Below are 15,036 nucleotides of genomic sequence, written 5' to 3'. Positions count from 1 at the left end.
GGCCTGAGAAGGGGAAGCCCGGGTCGAAGGGCTACCGCGAGGCGAAGAAACTGCGGGCGAAGGCGCACAAGAAGGTCGCCAGGCAGCGAGAGGACACCGCTCGCAAGTGGGCCAAGAAGGTGGTCCACGACCACGACGCCATCGCCGTCGAGGACTTCCGCCCCAAGTTCCTGGCCAGGACGACCATGGCCCGCAAAGCCGCCGACGCCGCCATCGGCGCCACCAAGACCGCTCTGATCGAGATGAGCCGCAAGCACGGGCGGGACATCCGCCTCGTCCACCCCGCTTACACCACGATGGACTGCGCGCACTGCGATGCGAGAGCCAAGCACGCAATGCCGCTGGGTGAGCGCACCTACACCTGCACCGCGTGCGGAAACGTGTCCCCCAGGGACAAGAACTCCGCCCGCGTCATGCTCGTCCGGGCAGGTCTCAACCCGGCTGGCGCTGATGGCGCAAGACCTCCTGGAGCGCTGCTCCGGGAGGCTGCCTGAGCCAGGAATCCCCTTCCCTTCAGGGAGGGGAGGATTCAAAGTGGAACCGGAACTACTCCCCAGGGGAGGCGTCATGATCATCCTGGGCATCATTCTGCTCGTCATCGGCCTCATCGCCGGCATATCCATCCTGTGGACCATCGGGATCATCCTGGTAGCCGTCGGAGCGATCCTGTGGGTCCTCGGCGCGATGGGTCACGCCGTCGCCGGCCGACGTCACTACTGGTGACCGCCAGGAACCGCACCGCCAAGGCTCGCAGGGCAAGGGGCGGAGGCCCCGCCCCGAGGCAACGCATGGCCTTCCTGACAGGGCCGGGCGCCGCCGCGCCCGGTCCCGCACCGGCGCGTGTGCCGTCCGGACCGGCTCCGCCCACGCCGGAGCAGTTCGTACGCGAAGGCTGCCGTACGCCGCCGACCCGCCGCCGACCGGCTCGGCGACGACCACTACCCGTACGCGTCGTACACCATGGGCCGGAGGCAAGGTCGCCGAGTTGATCGAGCCAAGTCGGGGAACCATCGATCGACCGGTGTGTCGGTCTGCCGATGCCCCCGCGGTCTTCGGCGAGGGTTTCCATGACTGGAGGGGCGGCGTTGTGGAGGATGTGGGAGATGAGGGGCGGTGGTGGTCGGCGGCCGAGCCGGGTTTCTGGCGGCAGGTCGTCGAGCAGCTGGGTACAGCCCTGATCGTGACGGATCCGGCCGGACGTGTCCTCGCGGCCAACCCGACAGCCGAGCGGCTACTGGGCCGCTCCGCTGCGGCGATGCGCGGAGAGGACGCTCACGACCTGCTGCACCGGGACGCGGACGGCGGCACGATCCCCCGGGAGCGGTGCCCGCTGCTGCGGGCCGTGGCCGCGAGGACCGAGACACGGGGGGAGGGCGACATCTGTCTGCGCGGTGACGGTCGCCTGGTGGCGATCTCCTGGTCCGCTTCTCCCCTGACGGTCGACGGCGCCTTCATGGGCATGGCCGTGCTGGTCACCGACACCGCCGGCGACCGCAGCGCGCGTCGGGAGCGTGCGGCCTATACACGTGCTCTGGAGGACCTCACCGAGCGGCTGACGCTGGTCGCGGAGATCACCGACGTGCTCGGTCAGACTCTGGAGACCGATGAGGCCCTCGCCCGGCTGGGCCGCCTGCTGGTTCCCCGCCTCGCCGACTGGGCCGCGGTGGACCTCCGGGTCGGTTCCGGCCAGGTCCACCGTGTGGCGGTGACGGGTCCCGAGGGCCGGGACGCCGCGCAGGAGGACTGGCGCGAGCGCCTTCCCGAGGCCGGGGAGGAGGACCGCTCCCCTCTGGTCCAGGTGCTGAACGGCGGTGATCCCGTCCTGCAGCGCGAGGCGGACGTGGCCGCACCGGCCTCCTCTGCCCTGGCCGCCGTCCACAGCGGCTTCCTGCGGGCCGCCGGCGCGGCGTCCGCCGTCACGGTGCCGCTGGGCTCCGGGCGGCAGGTCACCGGCGCCCTGACGCTGGTGCGCACGGACCGGGCGCACCCCTTCGACGCCGACGACCTGACAGTGGTGAGCGACATCGGCCGTCGGGTCGGCCTGGTCATCGACAACGCCCGCCGCTTCGGCCGCCAGCGCGCCGTCGCCGAGGCCATGCAGCGCAACCTCCTCGCCCCACTGCCCCAGCCCGGCCGGCTGCGGCTGGCCGCCCGCTACCAGCCCGCCCCGGCCGGCTCCCAGGTCGGTGGCGACTGGTACGACGCGTTCGAGCGGAAGGACGGCACGCTCGCGCTGGTCATCGGCGACGTCGTGGGCCACGACCTGACCGCGGCGGCCGGCATGGCGCAACTGCACGGCATCCTGCGCTCACTGGCCTGGGACCACAGCGGCCCGCCCGGCGCCGTCGTCGACCGCCTCGACGACGCCATGCCCGCCATCACCAGCGTCCCCATGGCCACCCTCGTCCTCGGCGTACTCGAAGGCGATCCGCACGCCGGTCCGTGGACGCTGCGGTGGACCAGCGCGGGGCATCCGCCGCCTCTCCTGCTGACGGTGGACGGACAGGCGCAGTACCTCGAAGCGGGACAGGGACTCCTCCTCGGTGCCCCTCCGGGCACCGGCGGCAGCCGGCCGAGCGCCGTACAGTCCCTGCCGCCGGGTTCCACCCTGCTGCTCTACACCGACGGCCTGATCGAGATCCCCGGCAGCGACCTGGACACCGGCCTCGCCCGTCTGCGCCGCCACGCCCTCGCTCTCGCCCACGAACCGCTGGACACCCTGTGCGACCAGCTGCCCGCTCGCATGCCGCCCGGCAGCACCGACGACGTGGCCCTCCTCGCCCTGCGCCTGCCGTCACCGTGAGAGCCGTCGACGCGGGACGTGGTGCTCAGGCTCTCAGGCGCTCAGGTTTCGAGGACCAGGACGCGGAACGGGCCGAGCGGGGCCGTCCGGGGTGTGTCGCCTTCGATGTACCGCCACCCCCAGGACCGCAGCGCCTCGACGGTCCTGTGGTCGGAACGGTTCACCAGCGTGACGCCGACGGCGGCACCGTGGTCGGTGAGCAGCCGTTTCTGCAGGCGCCGGGCGAGGTTCCAGGCACGGTCCTGGTTCTGCCTGCGTACGCGGGACGGGACGTGGATCCCGGAGATCACGAAGAGGCGTCCGGAGGCGGCGAGCCGGAGCAGCCGCCCCGGAAGGTATCCGTCGAAGCCCTCCCACCAGGGACCGTCGCCGCGCACGGGGAAACCGTAGGCGCATCCCGTCAGCGCTGTGGTCTCCGCGACCAGCAACTCGAATCCCGGTCGCCGTACGTCGGCCGCAAGCCGCCGCAGGAAGTCGCCGCGGGCCTGGTTCCACGCCCAGGGGCCGCCGCCGGACGTCTCCGCGTACAGATCGCCCAGTTCCTGCAGATGGTCCTCGATCTGACGCCGGGACAACGGACGGACACGTTGCCCCTCTCGCGGCGAGGAGCCTCGTTCCGGCCTTGACGGGCTGGGCTTCCCCGTACCCGTACCCGCACCGCGCCGGTCCGGGCCGACGAGCCGCCCAAGGAGCTCCGTGGTCGTCGGCGGAACCGGCACGTTCACGATCATGAGGCAAACCCTGCCCCGGGCACGGGCGGATCCGGCCCGGCGTCGTCGGTCGCCGAGAGCGGCACCGGTGTCGGAGCCGGTGTGCGACATGCCCTCGGTGTCTTCAACCGTACTCCCGGGGCCGCGCCCCCTTGTGGACCGACGGTGACCTGGAACGCCGAGGTGGGTACGGCGGTGCGTCCGCTCCCCGTCGGACGGGGGGCGCGCGGGAGTACGGTGGACGTACCGAGGGCATGTCGCACACCGGCTTCCGCGCCGGTCTCGTCCTCGGCGAGACACTTCGCCGGAAGCCCCGCACAGCGCGGCGGTTTCCGGAGACAGGTCAGCGCGATGGCCTCGGCCTTCGACACGTTCCCCACCGCCGACGCGTGGCCAGAGCCCGACCCGTGCAGGGCCGTACTGCTGCTCTTCACCACCAGCACCACCGGCACCACGGGCACCACCGGCACCACTGCGCCACGGACTTCACGCCCCCGTGGAACGGCGAGTCCGCTTCTCCCGAGCGCTTCTCGCGTTCGACTACCCGTCAGGCCGTGACCACCATGGACATCGTCCTCACCATCGCCGCGTTCCTCGTGCTCATCGCCGGCGGAGCGTACGTGATCCACCGGCTCAACTCCGCACACGGCGAGAGGATCGCCTCGCACTCCTACAGCCGCTTCCTTCCCGGCCGCCCAGCCTCCGCCGACCGCGCCGCCGACAACACCGCGCCGCCCCCACCGGACTCCGCCCCGTCCGCCGCGCAGGAGCGTCGTGACCATCGCGACGGCGGCCGGGGACGCTTCCGACCGCGCCGCCACCGGGCCCGGACCACGCACAACAAGCAGAATCTCGCAGGGCGTTGAGGCCGAGATGCCCCCACAGGACAGAGGTCACATCCATGCACGCGTCGCCTCGCCCCAGCCACGGCACCAGTACCGGCACCGGCACCGGCACCGGCACCGGCAGCACACACGGCACAGGCGAGGATCCACCGACGTACGAGACCGCGCACAGTGATGCCCCCGTGGGCGGAGACGGCGATCCCCCCGTAGGCGGACTCGCGGAGGTCCGCATCATCGCCGCCGACCCCGACATCGCCCAACGGGTGGCGCAGCTGCTGCGCCGGCACTTCCGCTGCGACGAGCCGCGCAGCTACCCCGCGGGCCCCGACGGGCGCGACACCCTGCTCCATCTCACCGTCGACACCGGGCACGTCGCCGACGAGCCCTCCGCCGAGTCGCCCTGGCTGACCACCAGCCACACCCAGGCACGGCGCGCCCACACCGACGAGCCGGGCTGACCCCCGGCCCCACCGCAGCACCGGCCGTCGTACGACGGCCGCCCGAGGACAGGAACCGCGACCATGAACCCGCCCACCGGCCCAGGCCCACCGCCCAGGGCCGACGACCGCGCCCCGGCCCGCCCGCAACGCACCTCACCGCTCCCTGCCCGGCTCGCCCTGCGCCCGCCGACCTTCCCGCCCGGTCCGGTGTGCGGCGCCTGGTGGCCCCGTACCGACGACCTGATGACCGAACTGCCCGCGCTCACCGAGGCGTTCGACGCGACGCGAGGACGCGTGTCGCGCATGGCGTCCCACCGCGACACCTGGCCGGCGGCGCCCTGCGACCTGCAGGTGACCGGGCACACGGTGAAGGCCGCGTGGTTCGCGGCCGGTTTCGACCCGCACATGATCCGGCTCTTCTCGTACGGCGTCGGACGCTGGGATCTGCTCGTCGTCCCGCCCCGGACCGATACCGCCACGGCCGCGCGGCTCATGGCCGCGGCAGCCGACCCCGCGCTCCACCTCACTGCGAGCGAGCTCCTGGCCGAGCGACGCCTCCACGCCGAGGACGAGGCCGAGGCCGAACGCGAGCCGGGGCAGACGGAGCACTGGGAAGACGAGGGCGGAGCGCTGAGGCGCCCCTCGGCCCCACGCTCTCTCCCTCCCACAACTGTTACGGTCCGTGACCCCCTTTTCACTTTCCGCCGGGTACGCTGAAGGGACAGGAGGGCACGACGCACACCGGTGACGGACCGGCTTTCACTCCCGGCACACCACGACACCGACGGTTCATCGCCCGGACAGGTTTCGCGTCATCGCAGCCTTTGCCGCCCGCCCTCGACACAGAGGTCGTGGCACCGCGTATCCGCAGGCGACCGGCACGCAGCACGCAGCCGGAACGCCACCCCACCCACCAGCGACGCAGGAGAGCGTGGCCTCACCTGACAGCGCCCCTCCACGTCACCACGGCAGCCGAGCACCGGCCGCGCCTCCCCCGGCTTCTCGTCTCGGCCCGGTAGAGGAACTTCTCTCACCGAGGCCGAGGAGCCCCATCATGCCGTTCGATTCTTCCGCCACCGTTCCCTCACCGGCAGAGGCCCCGCCGGATCCCGCCCGCCCGACTCATGCCTACGACGGAACGGTGCCCTTCCCGTCCGACGGCCCAGCGCCCGCCCGCGGCGGCGCCGAGCGCGTGTACGTGGCGGTGACGGCGGCGATCGTCGTCCTGCCGTTCCTGGCGCTCGGCGCGGCGGGCTGGTGGCTGTGGGGAAGCCTCATCCATCCCGCAGACATCGTCCTCGCGCTGGTGTTCTACGCGGTCACGGGCCTCGGCGTCACCGTCGGCTTCCACCGCGGCCTGACCCACGGCGGCTACCGGGCGGTCCGGCCGGTGCGCATCGCGCTGGCGGTGGCCGGGTCGATGAGCTTCCAGGGCGACGTGATCAGCTGGGTCGCCACGCACCGCCGCCACCACGCCTTCACTGACCGGCCCGGCGACCCGCACTCCCCGTACCGCTACGGCACCCAGCTGCGCGGCCAGTTGCGCGGACTGCTGGACGCGCACGTCGGCCGGCTGTTCCGCAACGACCCCACGCCCGCCGATCGGTACGCCCCCGACCTGCCGGCCGACCGCGACATACGCGCTGTCGCCCGCGCCTTCCCGGCCTTGTGCGTCCTCACGCTCGCGCTGCCGTTCGCGATCGGCTGGGCGATCGGCGGCACCTGGGTCCACGCGCTGACCGCCGCGCTGTGGGCAGGGCTCGTCCGCATCGCCCTGCTCCACCACGTGACGTGGAGCGTCAACTCCCTGTGCCGTGTGCCGGGCAAGCGCCCCTTCCGTACCCGGCGCCACGACCGGGCCACCAACGTGTGGCCGCTGGCCCTGCTCTCCTTCGGCGAGAGCCGGCACAACCTCCACCACGCCGACCCCACCAGCGCTCGGCACGGCGTCGACCGGGGCCAGATCGACCCGTCGGCCGCCGTCATCCGCCTCCTCGAACGCCTCGGCTGGGTGCACGACGTGCGCCGGCCCGCGCCGGACCGACTCGCCGCCCGCCGCGCCTGACCCGAACCAACCGCTCCACAACCCGTCGAAGGAAACACCATGATCACCACAGCGCCACCCTCACCGCCCTCACCGCCCTCACCGCTCTCACCGCTCTCACCGCCCACCCGCCCTCTCCTCCGCCTGCGCCTCGCGCCCCACAGCGCGCTGTCACGTCGCCTCGACGGCGTGTGGTGGCCACATTCCTACGACCTCCTGGCAGAGCTTCCGCAGCTGCTCGCCGCTTTGCCGCGCGCCTGGGGGCACATCTCCGGAGTCACGGTGAACGGAGCGGCCTGGTCCGCGGCTCCCGGCCGGATGCTCGTCGCCAACCAGGTCGTACGGCTACGGAAGACGGTCGCAGTGCACGTCCCGGACACCGTTGTCCTGCTCGCCCCCGGCCACGGCCGCTGGGACCTGCTGGTCGTGCCGCCCGGCACCACCGAGGAGGCGGCCGAGCCGATCATGACCGCCGCGCTCAGCGACCGCGCCTGACACGCCAGGAGTAGCGTGGACGCGAGGAGGGCCCCGAACAGGCAGGTGAGCACGATGCCCGATCCCGATCCCGATTCCCCGCCTCCGGCAGGTTTGCTGGCGGACGGTGCACACGAATCCATGCGTCCCGGAACGGCGCTCCTGCGGCTCACCACCACTCACGAACGCCGGAGCATCCTCGACGGTGCGTGGTGGCCCCGTTCCAGGAATCTCACCGCCGAACTGCCCGGCCTGGTCAGCGCACTGACCGAGCGCCTCGGACCGATCACACGGATCGGCCTGGACTCCGCGGCCTGGGACGACATACCGACACGGATGACCGTCGACGACCGTGTGGTGCACATCGACGTCTCCTCCGTGGGCGACGACACCGCGCTCGTGACCCGAGGAGACCAGGACCACTTCTCCCTGCTCGTGGTCCCACCGGACACGCCCCCCGAGGCGGCGCGAGCCGCGATGACCGCAGCGGTCCGATCCGGCAACCCCAAGCAGGCCCAGCAGATCCTGATCGACACCAGCCTTTGACTCAGCTCAGATGCAGCAACATCAGGCGGAGCCCCGCCCCCACGACCGGGGGCGACGACATGGCCGCGTCCAGACCACGGGGCTGCGGCGCCATTGACCGGCAAGGTGGCCTTGTCCTGCCTACACACCTCGGCAGGGCCCGGTCATCGGCGCACTTGGAGGTCCTGCTCTCACGGCCCAGCCGCCGGGCCAGCCCCGGTTTCATCCTCCGCTTGATTCCGAGATTCTCGTCACCCGCTCCATCGCGAAGGCCCAGGTCGTAGGCCCGGGCCTTCTGCTGTGCTCTGCGATCACTCGCCGCGTGCCAGAACGGTGACTGTCGGGGTGGTCGGTGGACTCTTCCGGCGCGGCCGCAGCTTCCTGGCGTGCCGTGCTGAGTCAACCGCTCTTCGGTGGGACCTCGGGGGACAAGGGCTCGGGCACGAGCGTGGCGTCGTTCCGTCTCGTGGGGAGGACGACTCGACGCTTCGAGCCGATTGCGCCGCCGGGCCCACCTTGCGCAGGCACGGTTCCGGATCCTGCCGCTCGTCCGGGGGCCGGACGCCGGCTGTCCGTCCGCCGGATCACGTGTCGGCAGAGGCGGGGCAGGAAGGTGTAGAAGCGGTCGGGAAGGAACACGGCGTCCGCGACGATCATCGCGCCGGAGAAGAGAGGCAGCCCCATGAGCACGGCGATGCCGATGTGCATGCCCAACAGCATGGCGAGAACGGGGTACTTGAGCCTGCCGAAGAGCACGAACGGGAAGGCCACCTGCAGGAGCACGGTCAGGTAGCCGCCGATTGCGACCACGAGCGTGCGCTCGTCCACGAAGTGGGAGAGGGCGGGCCAGGGCCGGAAGAGTTCGAGGTTCAGGGCGTAGTGGAGTGCGGTGCCACCGCTCCAGGAAGGTCCCTGGACCTTGTACAGACCGGCTGATCCGTAGAGGAAACAGACCTGTGCCGCGATGACGAACATGCCGCAGTTGTGCACCACCGTGACCAAGGTGGTTCGGGCATCGCGGAGTTGCCTCGCGAAGGGGCTCCTCGACCGTTCCGGCGCGTGGCCCGCACCAACCGTCTTCAGCCTGTTTCTGCGCGCGTCCAGGGACCAGCGCCGGCCGCAGGAGGTGAGGACGAGGTAGAGAGACATCAGCAGGACCAGGTTGTCGCCCCCGTCCGTCATGAAGATCGCCCTGGCATGGAACGAGGTCACCACGACGGCGAAGAGGACGGACAGGACGCGGGTCCGCCAGCCCAGCATGAACAGTGTGGCCGTGACGAGGGCCAGCACATAGCAGAGCTCGAAGTAGGTACGGCTGTCGGACAGGGTCAGGATGCTGAACCAGCCCGTCTGCTCGAAGAGTTGGCGCGCCAAGGCAGGCGTCCACGCGGAGCCGGGGCCCCAGATCTCGGCACGGTGCGGGAACTCGCGTAGCAGAAGGAGCAGGTAGAGCAGCCCGTAGCCGATGCGCAGCACCGAAGCGGCGTACAGGGACACCGGGCGGCCGGTCAGCAGGCCCCCTGCCGCGTTGATCCGGGCGGCGATCCACCGGGCGGCGTCGGCGGACGCGGTCCTCTGCGCCTCAGTTTCCATGGCGGGGCACCTTCCACCAGGGCAGGAGCCGGTTCTCGACCGGCGTCGGCGGGCGCTTGCCGGCGGCGGGGCCGGGCGCGCCGATGGGCAGGGTGAGCACGCGGAGCTGAATGAAGTCGAAGATGCCGCTGTTGTGGGCGGCGACACGGTCGGCGGCGATGTTGGTCAGGTACTTCCGCATCATCAGGGCGCGGTCCGTGTGTGCCCTGTCGTCTCCTCCATGTGTGTCCACGTAGCCGGTCCAGGCGCGGCGCAGCATGTTCTGCGCCGTGTGGCTCGGGAACGGCTGATGTTCGACCGCGGAACTGTCGAGGGCGGTCACGTCGAACCAGGGACTCACCTGAACCGATCCGTCGGATCCGGTGTGCGCCGTTCTCGCCAGAATCCGCCGGTTGCTGGATTCGGGGTCCGGAGCGAAGAGCCGCCAGTTCTGTTCGAAGAAGGGGTACACCCATGCGTGGATCAGCGAGCCATATCGCTTGGAGACGGTGTTGGCCGGTGCCACGTGAAGGAACACGAGAATCACGTGAACGACGCTCGTCGCCACGCACAGGACCACGGCGGCGCGCAGTCCGGATTTCATCAGCGCCCGGGCACCCCTCCGCGACTTGCGCGGCGCGGCCGTGGCGTCAGGACGTTCCTGCCTGGCCGGACCGGAGTCGGACTGCTGGATTTCCTCCGCGTCCACTGAGTCGATTCCGCTCGACACCGCCTACCGTCTTTCTTTCTGTCTTTCTCTATTAGCTGCTCGCGCCTGGCTTTTTCGCTGACTGCCACCGACGGCGCGCGGCGGATTTCGATGTGAATTCCGCCGTGCGCCGTCATTCGGTGAAGGGACTGACCGCAGTGCGATGCCTAGCTCTCGTAGCCCTTGGGCACCTCGTCGTAGCCGTAGTTCTCGTCGGGCTTGCCGTGGTCGGGCTTGCCGTGGTGGACGTGCTGCCCATGGCCGGGCTTGCCGTCGTGGCCCGGTCCGCCGTCGTGACCCGGTCCTCCAGGGTTGCCGTCGTGGCCCGGTCCTCCAGGGTTGCCACCGTGGTCCGGCCCAGCCGGCGCGTCGTCGTGCCCGCCGCCGTTACCGCCGGAGGTGTTCCCGGCCGTGTTGCCCACGGTGCTCCCGGAAGTGGAGTTCCCGGCGGTGTTCCCGGAGGTGTTCCCGGCGGTGTTGCCCGCGGAGTTCCCGGCGGTGTTGCCCTCAGTGTTCCCGGACGTGGTGCCGGCGACGTTGCCCGAGGTTGCACCGGGCGAAAGGATGGGCCCGCCCAGGAGGCCACCGCTGACGAGGCCACCGTTGACGAGGCCCCCACCGGTGATGCCGGTCGTCGTGCCGGTGGTGGTGCCGGTCGTCGTGCCGGTGGTGGTGCCGGTCGTCGTGCCGGTGGTGGTGCCAGTCGTCGTGCCGGTGGTGGTGGTGCCGGTCCCGCAGGTCGGCCGGGTGATCGTGTTGGTGATCATCGACACGATCCCGGACTCAGCCACAGCGCCGGCCAGTACTCGACCCTCGACCACGGCCCTGTTCTCCATGGTGATCGAGGTGTGGGCCATGAAGGTGCCCACGGAGAAGGAGTCGCTGCCGAAGCTGGCGGAACTTCCGATCTGCCAGAAGACATTGCATGCGTTGGCGCCGCCGGTGAATTCCATTCGGCTGCCGGATGCCAGCGTCAGTCCGGAGGGGACCTGGAACACCCAGACAGCGTCGGGGCCGCCGTTCAGCGTGAGAACACCGGAGTTCGTGACCACACCAGGAACGAAGTTGTACAGGCCCGGACCCAGCCCCGTCGGGCCACCCGCGCCACTGAGCTCCGAGTTGAGGGTGCCATCGACGGGGCCCCGGGCTGCGGCGACGCCATACGCGTTCTGCAGCGCGGCATGGGCGGCGTTGGCCGGCCCGTCTGCCACGTGAACGGTTCCGTTGATCACATTCGCACACGGCGGAGACGCGGGGATCCCAGGCGGTGGCGGGTTACAGAACCCGGTGATCGAAGTCCCTGGTGACACCCCAACGTCGCCGCTGAGCAGGGAAGAACCGGTATTGGTGACCGCCTCGCCGCCCAACACCGCGAAGCTCTCAGCAGCACCAAGGGGAACGGGGGTTGTGATGGCATTTGCATGCGTCGGCACCATGACCACTGCGGTAGCAGCGATCAACACCGTGACGACCGACGCGATCCAGGCGGGCATTGCGCGCCGCCGATACGCACCAGAGATGTTCTGCGTCATCGAGGGGACTACTCCTCTAGGGAGGTACGGTGAATGTTTTTGCTGTCCTTGTCGAGTTTCCGCGCGCTGGAACCTCTCCCCTCCGGCAAGCGACGCAGGTTTCCATGGCCTGCCGGCGGCACCCGGGAAAGAGATTGGCTTCAGATTAACCGGCGAGGAACCATGGAGAACGTCAATGCGCGACGCATTCGAGTGCCTTCCACGGACACAGTCACACCCGAATCGGAATATCACATAAAGCTAGGGGTGTGACGTCACGCAATCCATATAAACGGAAGTCACAGGATGTAAGCGCTTCGTCCGGACGTTCATGGACCGCGTCCCCGGTCGACGCAATTCCGACCGCAGGCCGGAACCGTAATGAATTGCGGAAGGGCGGGTTCGATCCGGCTGGATCCTGCGACTCGGTCATTGGTTGTTCCTCATGCCGGGACAGCGGGTGCGAATGGACGGAGAAAGTCGCATCCTCCGACGGACCACGGCACACAGCCCCGGCCCCAGCCCCCACGGCGGGCGCCCCCACGCAGCGGAGGCAGCGGTCGCTCGACGGACGTGATCTGCCTCGGCGTCGGTGGGGCGCTGGGGCCGGGCTGCGTGCGACAACGTCGCCCCGAGCGAGGCGTGATGTCGGCGAGCAGGCTCTGCTGAAGGTGGCAGGCGCGGCCCTGGTCGTCCGTGTGTGGGTGAGCCACGGTCTCGGTGATCGCGAAGCCGTGACCGGACGCCGGAAGCAGGAATCCCCGCGCGGTCGTCCAGGAGCGGCCATGGGGAAGGCCGCGATGTGTTCACTGGGGCACGGGAACCACAAAACCCCGGATGTCTGAAATGTGCACAAGGCATAGCATGGAAGCGGGTCGGCACACTCTCACGTGCGACCGGCCCGGAAGGGCGACCCCGGTGTGTATACGCCGGGGTCGTTGGCGCACGGCCGACGCGGCCACGCCGTAGCACGGCGTGATCTGTTCGATCCGCCGATGTCCGGACTGGCGCTACGACGAATCGTGGATCCGAAGGGGCGCCCCGCTCGCGCTACGCCCGGCTGGCCCGCGAGGTCATGGCGGGCCTCACGTGATGGGAGGGCCCTGTGGAAGCGGGTCCCCCGGGACACCGCTACCGATCAGCCGCCCACGGCCGCCATCGGCCCCTTCGATCAAGACCGGGAGCCCAGGCCCGGCCGCTCACCGGCGAGTGTCACCATGCCCCCGTCGACCCAAGCCCCTTGTGGTGAACGGAATCTGGCGGGGACATGCTGCCCATGGCGTCATCGGCTCGTCGCGCCGGTCGGCGATGCGAGCCTGTGCCGGGCGACGGTGGCTTCCGCATGCCAGGACGTCGGGTCAGGAGTCCGGGACGCCCTCGCAGCCGGTACCTCCGCGGGGCGTCGGCCCAGGGGATCTCAGACAGCGCGTCGGGCGCGGTGGCGGGCTTCCCGGAGCCGTACCTTCGACGGGAGGCGGTCCAAGCCGGCCGAGTCTCGTGCGTGTGCGAGCGTTTCCCGGCTCAGTCGCCCCAGAGTCCGCGCTGGATCGGCGTGAGGTTCCAGCAGCAGCCGTACGCGTGCGGTGGGAGCGGTACGTCGGCCCGCCAGCCGTACATGAGCCCGTGAGACCCCGTCCAGGGCTTGCGCCTCTTCCTCGATGACGTGCTCCAGCGTGCGGCCGTTCAGCCGGGCCGCCGGGCCGTCTTCGATGTCGACCAGGACCTGGCCCAGGCGGTGTCTGCGTTGCGCGAGGAGCCACCACAGCAGCAGGACCAGCAGCACGGCGAGCACCGCGATGACGGTCGGCCACCACCAGCCTTCCTCCCGCCACCGGGTGCGCCCCTCGGCGCCCAGCACCACATCGCCCGGCCCGCGGAAGGGCCACCAGCCCGGCACGTCGAAATGCCAGTGACGCTGCAGATCCAGGCCACCCAGCAGTACGCCGCCGCCCAGGGCGAACAGTCCGAGGCCGAGCAGCCCCAGCAGTACCCGGTTCACTGTCTTGAGCATCAAGATCGCCTCAGTCCTTCTTGGGGCGCCGGACGCGCACGGTCAGCGTGGGTCGCCGGGCGAGACGCAAGGACGTCACGGTTTCCCCCAGCGTGGCGTCCAGGTCGGTGCGGACCTCCTCAAGATCGCGGAAATGTGCCCGTGCCAGGGCTTTGACCTTGCGGCGGCCGACAGCGACCCGTGCCGACTGGACACCGGGGACCTGCATGGCCCGGTCGCGCAGAACCAGGGCTGCCGCACGGCGGTCGAGCCCGGCGCGGACCTCCTCTGTCCCGGGGGCACCGGTGGGCTTCCGCATGGGCAGCAGCCTGCGCAGACCCGGCGTCACCGCCAGCAGGAAGAGCCACAGGCCAAGGGCCATCGCGACAGCGGCCCCGACGATCATCCAGGTGTCGTCCAGCGGCCGTGTGGCCAGCTCCTCGGCGAGCCGCCGCCGCCAGCGCATCGCACTTCGGCCCGCCCGCACCGAGACCACGTCGTACAGGAGCAGTCCGGTGGCCGCGGCGGACAGCAGGGCCACCAGGGCCGCGGGAATCCGCCGTGCCGACCAGAAACGGCGCGCCGACCGGCGTGATCCGTCTCCCGCCTCCGTCGCATCCGCGCCCGGCCCCGGAGGGCCGTCGGCGGACGGCACCGCCGGCCCGGGGTCGGAGGAAGGAGCACTGTCGCCGGTCGGCCGCCGCCAGGTGTGCGCGCTCATCTCACCCTCTTCTGGTCCATGTGCCGCGTGTGCACCGAGTGCAGCCTCTCGACCGACACCACGAGGTCGGACACCTCCATGCCGGCCCATGTGCTGAGCCGTTCGGTGACCTCCCGGCGCACCGCGGCGCACTGCGCCCCGATGTCGGACGGATAGCCGAGCTCGACGGTGATGCGCACCCGCGCCTCGCCGAGCACCGCCTGCCGTACGGCGGCGGGTTCGGCGTCTCGTCCCGCGGTGTTCCGCTCCGGTGCCCGCCGCACGGATGTATTCACGTGGGGCGGCCGGCGGCCGGGTGGTACGTGGCCGGTCGACTCGGTGAACCGGGTCAGCGCCTCGCGCGCCGCCCGGGAAGCGATCTTCGCGACGACCCGGTCGGCGACGGTGATCGCGCCGCGCTCCCCGCGGGGGACGCCCGGACGCCGATCTGCTTCACCGGTCACTGCCGCCAGTCTCCCCGAGTGCGTCGCCGGTCGTCGCGGATCCGCTCCTGCCGGTCCCGGCGGCGGACGAAGTCGCCCGGTTCGAGATCACCTTCCATGAACCGCCCGACCACGAGACCGAGGACACCCAGCCCCAGCACCAGCACGAAAGCCCAGAAGTCACCGAAATACGCGGCGAAACCCAGCGCCATTCCGGCCATCAAGCCCACCACGGCCCTGCTCATCACATGCTCCCTCACTCAAGCGGGC

At 70.7% G+C, this 15,036-nt stretch carries 17 protein-coding genes; 9 read left to right on the top strand and 8 right to left on the bottom strand.

Features of this window, described 5'->3' with window-relative positions:
* The 3 genes from P1P70_RS04235 to P1P70_RS04225 form a co-directional block, all read left to right on the top strand.
* The coding region (locus P1P70_RS04235) for a transposase (RefSeq protein ID WP_319234688.1) at positions 1–494 on the top strand (494 nt) is incomplete at its 5' end.
* A 73-nt stretch (positions 495–567) separates the two neighbouring features.
* Complete coding sequence (locus P1P70_RS04230) at positions 568–723, top strand: DUF6131 family protein (RefSeq protein ID WP_234379775.1); 156 nt, start codon at positions 568–570, stop codon at positions 721–723.
* Between the two features lie 364 nt (positions 724–1,087).
* The gene (locus tag P1P70_RS04225; protein WP_319234687.1) at positions 1,088–2,803 is read left to right on the top strand and encodes a SpoIIE family protein phosphatase; all 1,716 of its coding nucleotides are present in this window, start codon (positions 1,088–1,090) and stop codon (positions 2,801–2,803) included.
* 41 nt (positions 2,804–2,844) lie between these two features.
* Here the strand turns inward: P1P70_RS04225 and P1P70_RS04220 are convergent, their stop codons facing one another.
* Positions 2,845–3,378 (bottom strand): hypothetical protein, encoded by a 534-nt coding sequence (locus tag P1P70_RS04220; RefSeq protein WP_319234684.1) that lies wholly within the window; start codon positions 3,376–3,378, stop codon positions 2,845–2,847.
* A 698-nt stretch (positions 3,379–4,076) separates the two neighbouring features.
* Here P1P70_RS04220 and P1P70_RS04215 point away from each other — a divergent pair.
* From P1P70_RS04215 to P1P70_RS04190, 6 genes are all read left to right on the top strand, one after another.
* On the top strand, positions 4,077–4,379 hold the full coding sequence (locus P1P70_RS04215; RefSeq protein ID WP_319234691.1) for a hypothetical protein: 303 nt from the start codon (positions 4,077–4,079) through the stop codon (positions 4,377–4,379).
* 35 nt (positions 4,380–4,414) lie between these two features.
* On the top strand, positions 4,415–4,816 hold the full coding sequence (locus P1P70_RS04210) for a hypothetical protein (RefSeq protein ID WP_319234682.1): 402 nt from the start codon (positions 4,415–4,417) through the stop codon (positions 4,814–4,816).
* Between the two features lie 63 nt (positions 4,817–4,879).
* Positions 4,880–5,515 (top strand): DUF5994 family protein, encoded by a 636-nt coding sequence (locus P1P70_RS04205; RefSeq protein WP_319234681.1) that lies wholly within the window; start codon positions 4,880–4,882, stop codon positions 5,513–5,515.
* A 337-nt stretch (positions 5,516–5,852) separates the two neighbouring features.
* Positions 5,853–6,863: an acyl-CoA desaturase gene (locus P1P70_RS04200; protein ID WP_319234680.1), complete on the top strand. Its 1,011-nt coding sequence runs from the start codon at positions 5,853–5,855 to the stop codon at positions 6,861–6,863.
* Between the two features lie 39 nt (positions 6,864–6,902).
* On the top strand, positions 6,903–7,337 hold the full coding sequence (locus tag P1P70_RS04195; protein WP_319234679.1) for a DUF5994 family protein: 435 nt from the start codon (positions 6,903–6,905) through the stop codon (positions 7,335–7,337).
* 120 nt (positions 7,338–7,457) lie between these two features.
* On the top strand, positions 7,458–7,862 hold the full coding sequence (locus tag P1P70_RS04190) for a DUF5994 family protein (protein WP_319234678.1): 405 nt from the start codon (positions 7,458–7,460) through the stop codon (positions 7,860–7,862).
* A 378-nt stretch (positions 7,863–8,240) separates the two neighbouring features.
* Here the strand turns inward: P1P70_RS04190 and P1P70_RS04185 are convergent, their stop codons facing one another.
* The 7 genes from P1P70_RS04185 to P1P70_RS04155 all read right to left on the bottom strand — a co-directional run bounded on the left by P1P70_RS04185 (position 8,241) and on the right by P1P70_RS04155 (position 15,011).
* The gene (locus P1P70_RS04185) at positions 8,241–9,434 is read right to left on the bottom strand and encodes an HTTM domain-containing protein (RefSeq protein ID WP_319234676.1); all 1,194 of its coding nucleotides are present in this window, start codon (positions 9,432–9,434) and stop codon (positions 8,241–8,243) included.
* The gene (locus P1P70_RS04180) at positions 9,424–10,122 is read right to left on the bottom strand and encodes a DUF5819 family protein (protein WP_413471417.1); all 699 of its coding nucleotides are present in this window, start codon (positions 10,120–10,122) and stop codon (positions 9,424–9,426) included. Before P1P70_RS04180 ends, P1P70_RS04185 begins: the two co-directional genes overlap by 11 nt.
* 167 nt (positions 10,123–10,289) lie before the next feature.
* Positions 10,290–11,654 carry an ice-binding family protein gene (locus P1P70_RS04175; RefSeq protein WP_319234674.1) on the bottom strand — a complete coding sequence of 455 codons (1,365 nt, stop codon included), beginning with the start codon at positions 11,652–11,654 and terminating at the stop codon, positions 10,290–10,292.
* Positions 11,655–13,050: 1,396 nt separating this feature from the next.
* A complete protein-coding gene (amaP, locus tag P1P70_RS04170; RefSeq protein ID WP_319234673.1) occupies positions 13,051–13,644 on the bottom strand; it encodes an alkaline shock response membrane anchor protein AmaP in 594 nt (197 codons plus the stop codon).
* 10 nt (positions 13,645–13,654) lie between these two features.
* Positions 13,655–14,344 carry a DUF6286 domain-containing protein gene (locus P1P70_RS04165; RefSeq protein ID WP_319234671.1) on the bottom strand — a complete coding sequence of 230 codons (690 nt, stop codon included), beginning with the start codon at positions 14,342–14,344 and terminating at the stop codon, positions 13,655–13,657.
* Entirely contained in the window at positions 14,341–14,787 is a 447-nt protein-coding gene (locus P1P70_RS04160) for an Asp23/Gls24 family envelope stress response protein (protein WP_319234670.1), read from the bottom strand. The genes P1P70_RS04165 and P1P70_RS04160 overlap by 4 nt, the downstream gene beginning before the upstream one ends.
* Complete coding sequence (locus P1P70_RS04155) at positions 14,784–15,011, bottom strand: hypothetical protein (protein ID WP_045558792.1); 228 nt, start codon at positions 15,009–15,011, stop codon at positions 14,784–14,786. Before P1P70_RS04155 ends, P1P70_RS04160 begins: the two co-directional genes overlap by 4 nt.
* Positions 15,012–15,036 lie beyond the last annotated feature (25 nt).

This window comes from Streptomyces sp. MB09-02B (assembly GCF_033794485.1).
Lineage (GTDB): Bacteria > Actinomycetota > Actinomycetes > Streptomycetales > Streptomycetaceae > Streptomyces.
This window is presented reverse-complemented; position numbering and strand designations above follow the sequence as displayed.